Origin of the sequence: Macrococcus brunensis (assembly GCF_004359615.1) — a bacterium.
In the GTDB taxonomy this organism is placed as follows: domain Bacteria; phylum Bacillota; class Bacilli; order Staphylococcales; family Staphylococcaceae; genus Macrococcus; species Macrococcus brunensis.
In genome coordinates this window covers 72535-87736 of the sequence record NZ_SCWA01000010.1, presented here as the reverse complement: position 1 = coordinate 87736, position 15202 = coordinate 72535, and the positions used below count along the sequence as shown (strand labels likewise).

The following is a 15202-nucleotide window of genomic DNA, read 5'->3' as shown; positions in this document are numbered from 1 at the left end:
ACGGATGAAAAATAGGATAAAAGAACCCGTCATTTCCTAATGTTGAGGAAATTGACGGGTTCTTTTACACTATTGAGTTGTTGGAATTAGTGAGCTTATAGAAAATCGTGAGATTTTCAGTGGCCTCCTCAGGCTCTGTGTCTATTTGTTTATATAATGTTTTTCAATGACATTCTTAACAAACTTATACTCTGCAATAGGTTCATTGAACTCATAGAACTTTGTTTCATTATCTTTAGTCGTCACTGCGATGTACTTAACTGAAGATAATCCGCCGCGAATTTCACTCTTAAGAAACTCAACACGGAACCATTCATTCCCATGTGTAAAATATGAAGTGCTCATCACTGAATAATTGCCTAACATAACCATCGCCCCTTTGCTATTTGTCTTTATCATAACAAAAGAAATCATTCATATAAATATAAACTGATAAATATGCATCATTTAAATGAAAATTTGATAAAGTAACAAAAAAACTTCAGCGAGTCTATACCCACTGAAGTTCATGTTATTTCGCGTATTCCACTGCACGCATTTCACGTACGACGGTCACTTTAATATGACCTGGATACTGCAGTTCTTCTTCAATCTGATTCTTGATGTCACGCGCGAGACGATGTGCTTTTAAGTCGTCTACTTCTTCAGGAGAGACGATAATTCTAATTTCTCGTCCGGCCTGAATCGCGAATGATTTTTCAACGCCGTCATAACTCTCAGAAATCTGTTCAAGTCGTTCTAAACGTCTGACATAGTTCTCTAAAGTCTCACGTCTAGCACCTGGTCGCGCTGCACTTAATGCATCAGCCGCAGCAACTAAGACAGAAATAACCGAGTTAGGCTCAATGTCACCATGATGCGAATGAATCGCATTGATGACAACTGGATGTTCCTTGTATTTCTTCGCAAGGTCCACCCCGATTTCAACGTGACTGCCTTCTACTTCATGGTCAATTGCTTTACCGATATCGTGAAGAAGTCCTGCTCGTTTAGCGAGTGTGACATCTTCACCTAGTTCTGCAGCCATCATCCCTGCTAAGTGTGCAACTTCTACAGAGTGCTTCAGTACATTCTGACCGTAGCTTGTTCTGAACTTCATACGACCGAGTATTTTCACTAAGTCCGGATGCAGGTTATGAATACTCAGCTCAAATGTCGCTGCTTCACCTGCTTCGCGAATACTTTCATCCACTGATTTTTTCGCTTTTTCAACCATTTCTTCGATACGACCTGGATGAATACGACCATCAGAAACCAAGTTCTGAAGCGCAATTTTTGCTACTTCACGTCTGATCGGATCAAAGCCCGACAGTATAACTGCTTCTGGTGTATCGTCAATAATTAAATCAATACCCGTTAATGTTTCAAGTGTTCGGATATTTCGTCCTTCCCGACCAATAATACGACCTTTCATCTCATCATTCGGTAAGTTGATGACAGATACCGTTGATTCTGATGTGTGGTCAGCGGCTAAGCGCTGAACAGTTGTCGCAAGTAACATTTTGGCTTTCTTATCGACTGTATCTTTGACTTCCTGTTCTTTCTCTTTGATCAGCACTGCTATATCATGAGAAAGTTCGTCTTCAACCTGATCGATAATTTCCTGTTTCGCTTCTTCTTGAGTCAGTCCGGAGATGCGTATTAATTCCTGTTCATGTCTGGCGATAATATCTTGAACACTTTGCTCCAGCGCATCAACTTGCTGTTGTTTAGCTTCAATTTTAGATTCTTTTTGTTCTAAAAGTTCATCTTTTTTATCTAAGAGTTCACTTTTTCGATCTAAGTTTTCTTCTTTTTGAAGTAATCTTGCTTCTTGTCTTGAAAGATCTGATCGTCTATGGCGATATTCGTCTTCCAGACGATCACTGCGCAGCTGATGTTCTTCTTTAGCTTCAAGCAGCTTTTCTTTTTTTAGACTTTCGGCTTCTTTTCTAGCTTCTTTCACAATATGCTCACCAGTCTGTCTTGCCTGAATCTGCTGGTTCGTCAAATTCGTTTTTGCTAGATAATAACCTGCAGCAACACCTACAAGGATGCCAAGCAAAATGTATAAGAGGATAACCATACATAAACACCTCCTTTTTGCTTATTATCTAGTTAAAGTATTAAAAAATAAAGAATATATAATTAAAATCATATACATTTCAATTGTACGTTTTCTGTTATATTAAAGTCAAGGCGTCATCTAGATTATGGAATAGAAAAAACTGAAGCCCGAAGACTTCAGCTCTTAAGAATTAAACTAATTCGTCATCAAATAAAGAATCTGCTTCTTCTTTCTGAGGTGCTGCTGATTCACTAGCACCCTTTTCAGGTGAGTCAGTCACCTCATCGGGCGCAATAATGCCCATCTCCTGACGAATCTTACGGTCAATTTCTGCCATCACTTCAGGATTTTCTCTCATGAAGTTCTTCACATTTTCTTTACCTTGACCTAAACGCTCGCCATTATAAGAGTACCATGCACCTGATTTATCAATCACTTCAAACTCTGTACCAAGGTCGACAATCTCACCTTCGCGTGAAATCCCTTGACCGTACATGATATCTACTTCAGCTACTTTAAATGGTGGTGCTACTTTATTTTTTACAACTTTAATCTTCGTACGGTTACCGACAACATCCATACCTTGTTTCAGTTGTTCAGCACGACGTACTTCTAAACGGACTGAGCTGTAGAATTTAAGGGCACGGCCACCAGGTGTTGTCTCAGGATTACCGAACATCACACCGATTTTTTCACGAACCTGGTTAATGAAAATAGCAATCGTGTTTGATTTCGCGATCGCACCAGAAAGTTTACGAAGCGCCTGTGACATCAGACGAGCCTGCAGACCCATATGAGAGTCACCCATCTCCCCTTCAATCTCCGCTTTAGGTGTCAGTGCAGCCACGGAGTCAATCACGATAATATCAATCGCACCGCTTCGCACAAACGCTTCAGCAATTTCCAGACCTTGTTCACCGTGGTCCGGCTGAGATAAATAAAGATTCTCAGTATCTACACCTAAATTCTTTGCATACACTGGATCTAAAGCATGCTCTGCATCGATGAATGCAGCTGTTCCGCCCTGAGCCTGCACTTCAGCAATCGCGTGCAGTGCGACTGTTGTTTTACCTGAACTTTCAGGTCCATAAATCTCAATGATACGCCCTTTAGGATAACCGCCTACTCCAAGTGCGTTGTCCAGTGTAATAGAACCACTTGAAATAGTGGAAACATTGCGAGATGTACTTTCACCCAGCTTCATGACTGCGCCTTTACCGAATGATTTTTCCATATTTTTAATGACTGTATCGAGTGCTTTTTGACGTTCGCTCAAATGTATATCCTCCTTAAACGTTGCCGTTTATTCGTTAGTTTTTTATTTGTTTTACATCTCTAACTATACTGATTTCCCGAGTAAATAGCAAGCAAAAAGCAAACATCTGTTCGTATTTTTTATGCGCAGTTTTTGATGAAAAGAAGACAGTTTTTGATGAAAACAGACCTATCTGTTTGCAGTTTTTCATAAAAAAATAACAGGTGATTAAAACCTGTTATTTAGAACCACGGAAAACATCTCTACCGTGATAGAAGTATTCTATTCCTGATAAAATAGTGAAGAATACGGCTGCATACATCAGCCAGTAGCCCAGGCTCATACCGAATGGTTCAGCAAGAAGAAGTAATATCATTGCGATCATGGTCACAGCTGTTTTAATCTTACCGAGCTGACCCGCTGCTGACACAAATCCTTGTTCTATTTGAAGAAGACGTAGACCTGTTACTGCGAATTCACGTGCCACTATAATGATGGCCATCCATGACGGAATAACGTCCAGCTCCACAAGTGCAATAAGACCGGATGCGACGAGTAATTTATCCGCTAATGGATCCAGGAATTTACCCATATTAGTGACGAGCTGCCACTTGCGTGCCAAATAGCCGTCAATCCAGTCAGTCATAGATGCTAAGATAAAGATGAGTGCCGCAATAAATTGTTCGGCACGCATATTCATGCTGTTTAGGAACTGCACGTGTCCCATATTGAAATCTGCCAGTAAAAAAACAAGAAAGACTGGTATGAGCAGGACTCGTGCGACTGTAATCTGATTTGGAATGTTCATTTAAAAGCTCCTTTCTATTTTGAAATATTGAATTGATAAGTTCGAGTAATTAATGTATCTGCGTTAGTGGGTACATCTACTTTTTCGCCATTGAGATAAACAGTCAGATCGGCTGTTGAACCTGCTATCAGTGTAACAGTTCGAGTGCCTTTATCTACCTTTAAAGTACGGTCATTGACGTTCTGATAATTTTCAGACTGATTATTATCGTTACGTAGCTGTAGCCAGGTTGGTGTCTTTGATGTCACACGTATCGATACAGGCTCTTTCGTTTTAACCGTATAACTGAGTGTTGCACCGTCAAACGACTTATAGCTGACAATCGTTTTTTCTTCTTTTTTAACCGGTTTTTCCGGTTCTTTTTTCTTGTCTGGCATATTTTCAACTTTTTTAGTCTCAACTGCAACATTTCGACTTGGATTAATCGTAGCAGCATTCCACTCATGATGATGAGGAAACAAATAGACCGATGCGAGCCATAACAATGTACAGAGCGCGGCCACTAAAAGGATCAGCCTGAAAAGGGGTGACAGCAACTGGGTTTCCTGAAAAACTGGTGACTGCAGTGATTTTTTCGCTTCTTTCGCAGTCATTTTATGGACAGGAAGTTCAGTCTGATGCTCCTCTATAAGTTTTTGAGCATGCAGGTTGACGCTCTCGGCATACTTTTTAATAAAACCCACTGCATAATCAGGGTTCGGCAGCTGATCAAACTCATTTTTTTCAAGCATAGAGATATATTCTCTTTTAATTTTGATGCGTTTTTCCATATCCAGAAGCGTCATGCCGAGTGATTCTCGTTTACTTTTTAAAATCTTACCAATGGGTTTCATTGATACGCCTCCCATTATTCAAAAAATCCGAAACCATCTGTATCAAAGAGATTGTTTTTATGGACCTGCTCATACGTGATTTCCTGATCATCGGTCTCACGCAGTTCAATGATATAATCAAAATCTTCTAATGTATAGTCACTATTTGCGACAAATAAATCTGGATGCTCTATCACTTTTACAGCGGGCAGACTCATCACTTCTTTAACGAGCTGCATATGGCGCATATCCTGCTGTTTAGAAGTCAGTGCACCGTCGATGATATAAATGTAGCTGCTATCATATTCTCCTTTGAAAAGAGAGTTACGGACTGTCTGTTTAATCATAGTCGATGAGATGAAGAGCCATTTCTTATGGGCACAGACACTGGCTGCTACAACGGACTCTGTCTTACCGACACGAGGCATCCCTCTGATACCGACTAGACAATGTCCTTCTTCTTTAAAGAGTTCAGCCATAAAATCTACTAAAATCCCCAGGTCATTTCTGACAAATCGGAAGGTTTTGCGGTCTGTGACGTCACGCTGAATATACCGTCCATGTCTGACAGCCAGTCTATCCTGCAGAAGCGGCGTCCGAATCTTGATGATACGAATCTCATCCAGTTCACGAACAATATTTTCAAAGCGCATGATTTTCTCGTCATTATCAACTCGCAGTAGCATGCCCCGACGTCCTGCGTCTACACCATTAATCGTGATGATACTAATACCGAGTGTGCCGAGCAGACTGGAGACATCCCCGAGCAGCCCTGGCCGGTTCACTTTGATTTCATATTCAAGATAACATTCTCTCATCATAAGCCCCCTAAATGAGCCACCCTGCATTTAGACGTAAAACTTGTCCTGTCATATGCTGTGCTCTCTTATGTAATAAATAGCTGACTAAGTATGCCACTTCATCTACTTCCACAAGCTCTCCTTGCGGAATATCTTCCAGAATCAAGTCCTCATCCAGCTGGTCAGTCATCCGTCCCCGTACGACTCCTGGTGTAATCGCATTGACCGTCACCCCGCTCAAGGCAAGCTCTTTAGCCATTGATTTCACGAAACCAATCTGGCCTGCTTTCATCGCAGAATAGACACTTTCCATACTGGCGCCTGTCTCACCCCATATTGAACTGATGACTACTATTCTACCATATTGTTTTTGGCAGAGAACAGGCACCATCCACTGTACCAGTTGAATCAGACCTTTTAAGTGAACATGATACTGCTGGTCAATTTGTTCTTCAGTGAAATCCTGGACCAGACCGAAGCTCTCTGTTCCAGCAGCATAGATCAAGCCGTCAAGTGTATCAATAAAGGTAGGTTTGGTTTTAAGTTTTGTTAAGTCGCATTGCCAGAAGGTCACGTCACCAGACATCGTTTCTTTGAGTATTTCTATATCAGCCTTAAAATACTGGCAGACGACTGAATGTCCAGCTTCTAATAAATCCGTGACAATCGCACGACCGATATCTCCGCTGCCACCTGTCACTAAATAATTAGCCACGTGGCACCAGTCTGCTGTCTGTCATGTTCGTCATATCAACCGCCTGATGGAATGTAGTTAAAGCGTCTCTCAGATTAATCTGCTGGAGGACCTGGACAATATCAAACAAAATAGCGCCGTTGAAATAATAGCGTGTAAACTGGTTCGCAATATATTCAAGTGAATTAAAGCTTGCAATATATTCACCCGTTGTCTGTTTCACGAGTCGTCTAAACGCGGATTCATCAAATTCAGCCGTCTCAAATCGTTCAATGATACGTTGTTTCAATATCTCCGGATCAGGCGTCGCACCTGCGATCAGCATATGAGAGAAAGTCGGTTCCAGTATAAAACTATAACCAAATGAATCATCTATCAGACCATCAGCCAGCAGTTCGTGATAGAAATCACTCTGCTCGCCTAGAAGAAGCTCCAGTATAAACATCATCTCAAACTCTGTCTGAATAAGCGGTCGGTTCTGCAGATGACAGTCGCTTTTAATGCCGAGCATCAGTTTTGGCCGTGTAATATCTGTAGGTGTTGAGACGAACCGCTCCTTCACTTCTTTCGGTTCTCTGATATCATCTGTCACCGGTTGATAGACGGGCTGATTCTTAATCATCTGCTTTTCACTGATGAACTCAGCAATAGCAGCCGGCTCTACATTACCGACTACAAACATGACCATATTTTCAGGACGGTAAAAAGTATGGTAGCAAGTATAGAGTGTCTCTGCAGTAATCTCGTTAATTGAATTGAGAGTCCCCGCGATATCCTGACGCACTGGGTGATTCTGATACATCGCCTGCAGTGTCTGATAATAGAGTCTATAGTTCGGTTGTTCCTGATACATCTTGATTTCTTCAGCGATAATACCGATTTCTTTTTGCACAGACGTCTCAGAAAAATAAGGTTTCTGTACCATCTCTATCAGCAACTTAATATTTTCTTCAACATGATCGACAGCAGTGAAGAGATAACTGGTCCGGTCATAAGAAGTAAATGCATTAACGGAAGCGCCTTGTTCAGAAAAGACATTGAACATATCGCCTGCTTCTTTTTCGAACATCTTATGTTCAAGAAAATGAGCGACACCGGCCGGCGTATTGATCATATCATTTCCTTCTGCAGGGATGAAATCAGTATGTAAAGAGCCGTATTTTGTCGTCATGGTAACGTAAGTTTTCTGGAACCCTGCTTTCGGAATGATAAAAAGCTGCAGCCCATTATCAAGCTTAGTTTCGTATAGTGTCTCATCTATTTCCTTATAATATTGTTTCTTCATGCTTTCACCTCTTCTGCGAGACAATAGATGGTCTGAACGTTCACTTGCTCTGCAATAGCCATCACTTCTTCTTTTGTCACGCTTTCAATGCCTTTTATCCATTCCTCAGTCGACAGTTGTGCCGTGTCGAATGACGACGCATAGCTGACTTCAATCCATCCTCTAGGGCGGTCGAAGTTCTCCCGTCTATGACTGATGAGCATTTTCTTAGCGATAATCAGAAGTTCTTCCGAAAATTCACCCTGTTTCATCATCTCAAGCTGGCTGAGAATCGTGTCCACAGCCTGCTGATAAGTCGCGTTCTGAACACCTGCTACTACATACATCAAACCAAGTCTTGCATCTACCTGCGAGTGAATCTGATAAGCGAGACTCATTTTTTCACGAACATTCATAAACAACAGACTCGTTGCATCACCGCCGTAGATTTGATTCATGACAATCAATGCAAAATAATCGCTTGTACCATATTCGACGTGTACTGTCATACCCATATTGATACGTGCCTGTGATGTATCTGTATATTCAGTGACATAGACAGATTTAGCCTTCGGTTCTAATTCAAGAGGCTCTAGTGTCACATCTTCTGAATTAAAATCAAAGTAATGTTCAAGCTTCGAACGAATCTCCTCTGTTACGTCACCGATGACATATAAGGCCTTCTCGTCTTTTTGCAACATTGATTCATAAGCCGCATATAAAGAGGCAGGTGTCACATCAGGCAGACGGTCTTCAATTCCTATACTCGGGTACCGATAGCTCGTCTGAAACATCTCTTTCAGCATACGCTGGAAACTTGCCTGTGCTTTATTATCTTTCATATTGTCAAAGCGCGCGTTTAACAGCTGCTTCTCCTGTACGACTTTCTGTTCATTAAATGAATCCCCATTAACATTGGGATGTTTAATGACATCGCTCAGAAGCTGGCAGCATGCATCAAACAGCGGCTCATCGATAAACTTGTCATGGATGAACTCAATACTGAACGTCATTACATGAGCTGTTTTCTGTTTCGTCACGTAACTTGATAAATGTGCACCGTACAGATCTGACAGATAATCATAGAGTTTCTGCTCGGTAGGATAGTTTGCAGTAGATTTGGTCATCAGCTTCGCAAGCAATGAACGTTCTGTGATAAGGTCGGCATCTATTGGAGCTTTAAACTTAAGCGCCAGGGTGATCGTTTTAAACTTCTTCTCGTTCTTTATGTAAATAGGTATCATAAAATCACTTCAACTCTCGCTTAATTTGGAATTTAATCTGACTGGATTTAAAATAATTGAGTGAATACAGGACTGGCTTATCATCTCTATTTTTATGAATCTGACGCACAAGGACCAGGCTTTCTTCCGGTGCGCACTCAAGCATATTTGAAATATAAGGTTCGTAGCTGATCGACTCTATCTCACAAGTAGCAGAGGTAATCTGAAACTCCGGACGATCCTTCAAAATTTCAAACAGTGAAATCTTGTTGGAATGATCGAGTATCAAGGATTCATCAACAATCTTATCCAGGCAGTAGGCAATAGGTTCATGGTCAGCGGTACGGATGCGCTCAAGAACGATGATATTACGGTCATCATTGATTTCAAGAATCCGTTTATCATCAATAGAAGGTGTTTCCGGATCCTGACTGATGATGATAGAGCCTGCCGTATACCCCTTCTCTTCAATCATGGCCGTAATACTTTTCAAGTTATGTATAGGATAGAAAAAAGTCGGTTCATGTTTGACAAAGTAGCCTTGATGGAACCGTTCTGATAAAAGCTGCTCTGTGACAAGTTCCTGCAGGGCTTCTTCAACATCGTCCTGAACGACATTCAAAGTGCGTGAAATCTCATATTCACTTGGCAGTGGTCTATCAGTCGTAAAAGTCGCGTCTTGAATGCGCTCGATAATCCAGTCTTTAATCTCTACTACAGCTTGTTTGGCAGACATTATTCTCCTCCTTCTTCTGGTGCTATTAATACTTGTCTCGGCTTACTTCCTTGCGCCGGACCAATCACTTGATTGAGCTCTAAATCATCCACAAGCCTTGCAGCTCTATTATAGCCTATTCTAAACTGACGCTGCAGAAGAGAAGCACTTGCCTTCTGCTCTCTCACCACAAATTCGTAGGCCTGGAAATAAAGCGCATCGTCAGAAGGTGAATCAGACTGAACGACTTCTTCCGGCTCCATTTCTTTCATGTAGTTCGCTGATTGCTGCTCGGTGACATAATTGACGACTGCTTCCACTTCACTATCAGACAAGAAAGCCCCCTGAACACGGGTCGGCTTTGATTGTCCCGAAGGTAAAAACAGCATATCTCCTCGACCGAGTAGTTTCTCGGCTCCCTGTGAATCCAGTATAGTCCGCGAATCCACTTGTGAGCTTACAGCAAAGGCAATACGTGAAGGAATATTCGCTTTGATTAACCCGGTGATGACATCAACAGAAGGTCGCTGCGTCGCAATAATCAGATGAATGCCGGCAGCCCGCGCCATCTGAGCGATTCGCATGATGGCACTCTCTACGTCCTTACTGGCCACCATCATTAAGTCTGCCAGCTCATCGACAATCACCACGATATAAGGAAGTAAACTGTTCTTTTCATCCAGTTCCTGGTTCTGACGTTTTAAATACTGATTATAGCCTTCAATATTACGTGTACCTGTATGACTGAAGAGGTCATAACGTCTTTCCATTTCAGCAACAATTTTCTGTAAGGCCTGACTCGCTTTTTGCGGGTTCGTCACGACCGGTGTGAGCAGATGCGGAATTCCATTGTAGACGTTCAACTCAACCATCTTCGGATCAATCATCATCAGTTTGACTTCATGTGGTTTGGCATTCATCAGAATACTCGTGATAATTCCATTGATGCAGACTGATTTACCGCTTCCTGTTGATCCGGCGACGAGAAGATGGGGCATCTTATTAAGTTCAGCAGTAATCGCTTCTCCCGAAATATTGCGCCCCAGGACGACTTTCAGTTTATTTGTTGTGACCGGTTCTTCTTCCAGTACTTCACGCAGCGTGACCATAGACGTCGTTTTGTTGGGAACTTCTATGCCAACAGCAGATTTACCCGGGATAGGCGCTTCTATCCGGATATCTTTCGCGGCTAATGCCAGTGCGATATCACTCGACAGATTGACGATACGGCTGACTTTGACACCTAGCGCCGGATGGACTTCGTACTGCGTAACAGCTGGCCCGATACGGATCTGACTGACCTTCGCATCTACGCCAAAGTTTCTCAGTGTATTTTCAAGAAGCTGCCCTCTTTGTTTGACTGACTTTGTATCAGACTTAACAGACTGAGCAGGTGGGTCAAGTAAGGTAATAGGAGGCAGCTGATAGTCCGAATCTTCTTCAATGACCATCTCTATACCTTCAGACTCGGTGACGGCCTCCTCCAGCTGCTGTTCTTTTTTAACTTTACGATTTTCCTCATAGACCGGAATCTCTTCATGCTGCGTTTCACGTTCTATCTTCTCTGGTTCAGGTATATTTTGGGTCGTTTCTTCATCTTTTATTTCGACAAGTGACGATACGTCTCTCGGCTCGGGCTTCTCACGTTCCATCCATTTTTGTCTGACTGCAGTAAAACTTGACATCAAAGTCATAAAAAGTGTTCTTGCTTCTTGTCGGACAGAACGCCCTGTTATCAGAATGCCGGTCAGTCCGAACAAGGCAACGATCAGAATAAACGTCCCGACAGGACTGATGAGGGCTGACAACATATTTTCCAAGTAAAATCCAAGAGATCCTCCACCCTGATAATGAAAATGAGAATCAGATTCTAATTCATAGATGCGGTCGAACATCGGCCGACTTTTGTTGTCTATTAATCGATTCCCAAATTCAAACAGCAGACTTAAAGCAAGCTGAAGTGTCAGCCAGCCTGCCAGCCTTCTGTTTAAAGGCATCATCTTCTTGTTGATTGTAAAATAAATGACTGTTAAAAATAACAGCAGATATGTAAAGTAGCGGGCTGTGCCCGTGAAAAGTACCATCAGACAGTCGATACCCAGGCCGATCAATCCGAACTGAAATAACCCGAGCAGGAGCAGACTCAGCAGAATAAGTGCCACAAGATAAATATAGGGCTGATCTGTCCGCTTCGCTGTTTTCTTGGTTCTTCTTTTTTTAGTGGTCTTTTTTTTAGTGATTGCCATGTCTTCACCTCTTAAAACTAAATAAACAAGCTTTAAAAAGCTTGTTTATAGGTTATTCATTAAATTTCAGAAATCACAGGGATAATCATCGGACGGCGTTTTGTTGAATCATAGAGGAATTTACCGAGTTTGTCTCTCATATCCTGTTTGATTTCTGACCACTCGATACGATTTTGCATCAAGCCTTCTTCAACGATAGCACGTACTTTATCTTCAGCTTCTTTTAGCAGTTCTTCACTTTCACGAACGTAGACGAAGCCACGCGATTGAATCTGAGGACCTGCAACAATTCGTCTGTTTTTGGAGTCGAGTGTCACGACTGCGATAAAGATACCGTCTTCTGCTAACAGTCGGCGGTCACGAAGCACGATGTTCCCGACATCACCAACACCGATACCATCAATGAGAACGTTTCCTGCGATGACTTTATCGTTCGCACGCATCTCTTTGCCGTCATATGTCACGACATCGCCTTTTTCAAGCAGGAAGATGTGTTCAGGCAGGACACCCGTTTCAGCTGCAAGCTTCGCATGCGCGATCTGCATCTTGAATTCACCCTGTACAGGGATGAAATATTCAGGTTTCATAAAATTCAGCATCATTTTCAGTTCTTCCATACAGCCATGTCCGGAAGCATGAATTTTCTTGTCAGGTGATACCACATGAGCACCCGCTTTAACGAGATGGTTGATGGTAGAACCTAAGATGACTTCCATGCCTGATGAGGGCGTCGTCGTAATGAAGACCGTGTCGCCTTCTTCGATGTTCATGATGTTATGACGCTGCTGAGCCATCAGACCTAATGCTTCAATCGGCTCGCCTTGAGCGCCGGTTGAGATCACAATCAGCTCATTTTTCGGATATTTTGCAACATCTTTAATCGGGATTAACAACTGTTCAGGGATATCGAAATAGCCCATTTTTCTAGCGATATTAAACGAACTTTCAAGTGACTTTCCTAAGAAAGTGACTTTACGGTTATTTTTAGCTGCTGCATTGATGACCTGCTGGATGCGAATAAAGTTTGAAGCGTAGCATGAAACGATAATACGCCCATTAGCGCGTGCAAATTCATCGTTGATATGACTTTCAATTACATTCTCCGGCGTATTGTAGCCAGGTTTCTCAGCTTCAGTCGAATCACTGATAAGTGCGAGCACGCCTGCTTCACCGATAGCTGTCATTTTGCTGATATCTGGACGATAAGCGCCTTGAACACTTTGGTCGAATTTAAATTCACCTGTATAGACGATGGCACCGTAAGATGTATGAATACAGATCCCAAGTGCGTCCGGGATGCTGTGAGTAGTATTGAAGAAAGTGATATTCACGCCTTTAAAACGCATAACTGAATCATTATTGACTGTATAGTACTTGATTTTCTTTTCCAGTTTAACGTCTTTCATCTGGTCTTTTACAAGAGCAAGTGTTAATCGTGATCCGTAGATAGGAACGTCTAGTTTTGGCATGATGTATTTTAATGCACCGATTGCATCGAGATGACCATGTGATAAGAAAATCCCTTTTAATTTATGTTTATTTTCGATGACATACTGTATGTCAGGAATCACGACATCGATTCCAAGCATTTCATCTTCCGGAAACATCAGTCCGGCATCCAGCATGAACATTTCTTCGTCTACTTCAACGATATACATGTTCTTAGCAATTTCACTGACACCGCCGAGCGGTGTGATTCTTACTTGATTATTCTCTTTTTTAACTAAATTCAAAATAGTTCCTCCTAAAATCTTTTCCCGTTCAATCCATATTGATTCTATTATAAGCTATTTGAAAGGAATAAGACAATAAAAAAAGGCGCCGCAGCGCCTTACCCCTTAAACAAGCTGTATACGGTAATTGCCACCATCTACAGTAATATTATCGAGTTTCAGTTCTTTTTCATTTAAACGTTCTTCATCATCCTTGAAAATGACAAGATTCACAGCTTCCTGTGATGATTCGAGCTGATTGAAATACTGGCCGATACTGCCGTCAGATGTTGTCAGTCTAATCGCTCTTTCTTCCTGCGTAAACTGGCCCTCTGCTTCAATAATATGATTGTTCACTGCTATTTTATCAAATACCATACAACCGCCTCCTACTCTTTATACTTGAATTTTATACCAATTCAGCAAATAGTACAATTATTTAAAGAGAATCTTTGCAGGCGCTTTCAGCATTTCCTGTACCTGTGCTATCTCCTCAAGTGTGACCGCTCTGATACGCGATTCAAATTCCTCCAGCGTGATCAATCTATCATAATACATCAGACTCCTGCCATCTCTTGCCATGATATGCCCTTCGTAATCATTATCCATATAAGCAGAGGTGATCAGGTAGTCCTGTGCTTTTGTCAGGTTGACATGTGTCAGAGGTGCTGTCAGCAGCTTTATAATCTCTTCTTCAGCCGCCGGTACATTCTGTTCATCGCAGCCGATATAAATTGTGAACAGTCCTCCATCGATAAATGATTCAAGTGATGAATAGACATTATAACAGAGACTCAGTTCTTCTCGCAGCCTTCTGAATAACGGCGATGACATCGATTCACCGAAGTAAGAACTGAACAGACTGAATGCGTCGTACAGCGGATGATGATAACCGACAGCCTCAAAACCTATCAGAAAGTGTGACTGTTCAAGTGAACGGTCCATCGTCAGAGAGACGGGCTTAAAGGAAAAGGCAGGTTTCGTTTTTATAGACGGTTGGTCAAAGATTTTCAGAGTCTGAATGATTTCCGGCTGCTGACCCACATAAGAGATGATGATATTATCCGTTGTGTAATAAGACTGATAAAAGCGTATCAAGTTGTCACGGTTCATTTCATTAAGTGACGCCCGGTAACCCAGTATAGGAGACCGGTAACTATCAGAAAATGTCTTCTCCTGCATCAGATCATAAATATAGTCCTCAGGATCATCTTCTGTCATTTTAATTTCTTCTAATATAACCTGTTTCTCCCGTTCTATTTCTTCAGCTGGAAATTCAGCCTCTGTCAGCATTTCCTGCAGGAGTAAAACAGCACGATGCTCAAAACGTTTAAGCGTCTTGACAGAATAGCACGTATATTCTTTTGTCGTGTATGCATTGACATCACCACCGATGGCATCAATTTCTTCACTAAAGGCTTTTGCTGTGAATTTTTTAGTTCCTTTAAACAACATATGCTCGACAAAATGCGCAATTCCTGCCGGGTAGCCTTCTTCATGGTTCGTTCCTGCTTTAATATAGACTGCGATATGAACAGTTTCATGTGGTGATAATCGAGTCGTAATTGTCAGATCTTTATTCAAATATGGCCCTCTTTCTATTAAAAAAGACTGCATAGGCAGTCT

The 15202-nt window shown here is 41.8% G+C and carries 14 protein-coding genes; all 14 read right to left on the bottom strand.

The window, feature by feature from the left end; translation table 11 throughout:
• Positions 1-141: 141 nt before the first annotated feature.
• Positions 142-366, bottom strand: a complete 225-nt coding sequence (locus ERX27_RS06860; protein ID WP_133432096.1) for a hypothetical protein — start codon at positions 364-366, stop codon at positions 142-144.
• A gap of 145 nt (positions 367-511) precedes the next feature.
• Positions 512-2065 (bottom strand): ribonuclease Y, encoded by a 1554-nt coding sequence (gene rny / locus ERX27_RS06855; RefSeq protein ID WP_133432095.1) that lies wholly within the window; start codon positions 2063-2065, stop codon positions 512-514.
• 172 nt (positions 2066-2237) lie between these two features.
• Positions 2238-3323 carry a recombinase RecA gene (gene recA / locus ERX27_RS06850; protein ID WP_133432094.1) on the bottom strand — a complete coding sequence of 362 codons (1086 nt, stop codon included), beginning with the start codon at positions 3321-3323 and terminating at the stop codon, positions 2238-2240.
• Positions 3324-3540: 217 nt separating this feature from the next.
• Positions 3541-4110, bottom strand: a complete 570-nt coding sequence (pgsA, locus tag ERX27_RS06845; protein WP_133432093.1) for a CDP-diacylglycerol--glycerol-3-phosphate 3-phosphatidyltransferase — start codon at positions 4108-4110, stop codon at positions 3541-3543.
• Positions 4111-4124: 14 nt separating this feature from the next.
• Positions 4125-4943: a helix-turn-helix domain-containing protein gene (locus ERX27_RS06840; RefSeq protein WP_165983115.1), complete on the bottom strand. Its 819-nt coding sequence runs from the start codon at positions 4941-4943 to the stop codon at positions 4125-4127.
• Positions 4944-4957: 14 nt separating this feature from the next.
• A complete protein-coding gene (locus ERX27_RS06835; RefSeq protein WP_208001765.1) occupies positions 4958-5743 on the bottom strand; it encodes a YmfK family protein in 786 nt (261 codons plus the stop codon).
• 7 nt (positions 5744-5750) lie between these two features.
• A complete protein-coding gene (gene ymfI, locus ERX27_RS06830) occupies positions 5751-6437 on the bottom strand; it encodes an elongation factor P 5-aminopentanone reductase (RefSeq protein ID WP_133432090.1) in 687 nt (228 codons plus the stop codon).
• Positions 6430-7701 carry an EF-P 5-aminopentanol modification-associated protein YfmH gene (yfmH, locus tag ERX27_RS06825; RefSeq protein ID WP_133432089.1) on the bottom strand — a complete coding sequence of 424 codons (1272 nt, stop codon included), beginning with the start codon at positions 7699-7701 and terminating at the stop codon, positions 6430-6432. The genes ymfI and yfmH overlap by 8 nt, the downstream gene beginning before the upstream one ends.
• Entirely contained in the window at positions 7698-8924 is a 1227-nt protein-coding gene (gene yfmF / locus ERX27_RS06820; RefSeq protein WP_133432088.1) for an EF-P 5-aminopentanol modification-associated protein YfmF, read from the bottom strand. Before yfmF ends, yfmH begins: the two co-directional genes overlap by 4 nt.
• A gap of 4 nt (positions 8925-8928) precedes the next feature.
• Positions 8929-9639 carry a GntR family transcriptional regulator gene (locus ERX27_RS06815; RefSeq protein ID WP_133432087.1) on the bottom strand — a complete coding sequence of 237 codons (711 nt, stop codon included), beginning with the start codon at positions 9637-9639 and terminating at the stop codon, positions 8929-8931.
• A complete protein-coding gene (locus ERX27_RS06810) occupies positions 9639-11864 on the bottom strand; it encodes a DNA translocase FtsK (RefSeq protein ID WP_133432086.1) in 2226 nt (741 codons plus the stop codon). The genes ERX27_RS06815 and ERX27_RS06810 overlap by 1 nt, the downstream gene beginning before the upstream one ends.
• 59 nt (positions 11865-11923) lie before the next feature.
• Complete coding sequence (gene rnjB, locus ERX27_RS06805; RefSeq protein WP_133432085.1) at positions 11924-13597, bottom strand: ribonuclease J2; 1674 nt, start codon at positions 13595-13597, stop codon at positions 11924-11926.
• A gap of 105 nt (positions 13598-13702) precedes the next feature.
• Positions 13703-13954: a hypothetical protein gene (locus tag ERX27_RS06800; protein WP_133432084.1), complete on the bottom strand. Its 252-nt coding sequence runs from the start codon at positions 13952-13954 to the stop codon at positions 13703-13705.
• Positions 13955-14011: 57 nt separating this feature from the next.
• The gene (locus tag ERX27_RS06795) at positions 14012-15160 is read right to left on the bottom strand and encodes a M16 family metallopeptidase (RefSeq protein ID WP_165983114.1); all 1149 of its coding nucleotides are present in this window, start codon (positions 15158-15160) and stop codon (positions 14012-14014) included.
• Between the last annotated feature and the right edge of the window lie 42 nt (positions 15161-15202).

Coding starts and splice junctions, on each gene's coding strand:
- ERX27_RS06860 (WP_133432096.1), bottom strand. CDS start 366: ATGTTAGGCAATTATTCAGTGATGAGCACTTCATATTTTACACATGGG.
- rny (WP_133432095.1), bottom strand. CDS start 2,065: ATGGTTATCCTCTTATACATTTTGCTTGGCATCCTTGTAGGTGTTGCT.
- pgsA (WP_133432093.1), bottom strand. CDS start 4,110: ATGAACATTCCAAATCAGATTACAGTCGCACGAGTCCTGCTCATACCA.
- ERX27_RS06840 (WP_165983115.1), bottom strand. CDS start 4,943: ATGAAACCCATTGGTAAGATTTTAAAAAGTAAACGAGAATCACTCGGC.
- ERX27_RS06835 (WP_208001765.1), bottom strand. CDS start 5,743: ATGATGAGAGAATGTTATCTTGAATATGAAATCAAAGTGAACCGGCCA.
- yfmH (WP_133432089.1), bottom strand. CDS start 7,701: ATGAAGAAACAATATTATAAGGAAATAGATGAGACACTATACGAAACT.
- yfmF (WP_133432088.1), bottom strand. CDS start 8,924: ATGATACCTATTTACATAAAGAACGAGAAGAAGTTTAAAACGATCACC.
- ERX27_RS06815 (WP_133432087.1), bottom strand. CDS start 9,639: ATGTCTGCCAAACAAGCTGTAGTAGAGATTAAAGACTGGATTATCGAG.
- ERX27_RS06810 (WP_133432086.1), bottom strand. CDS start 11,864: ATGGCAATCACTAAAAAAAAGACCACTAAAAAAAGAAGAACCAAGAAA.
- ERX27_RS06800 (WP_133432084.1), bottom strand. CDS start 13,954: ATGGTATTTGATAAAATAGCAGTGAACAATCATATTATTGAAGCAGAG.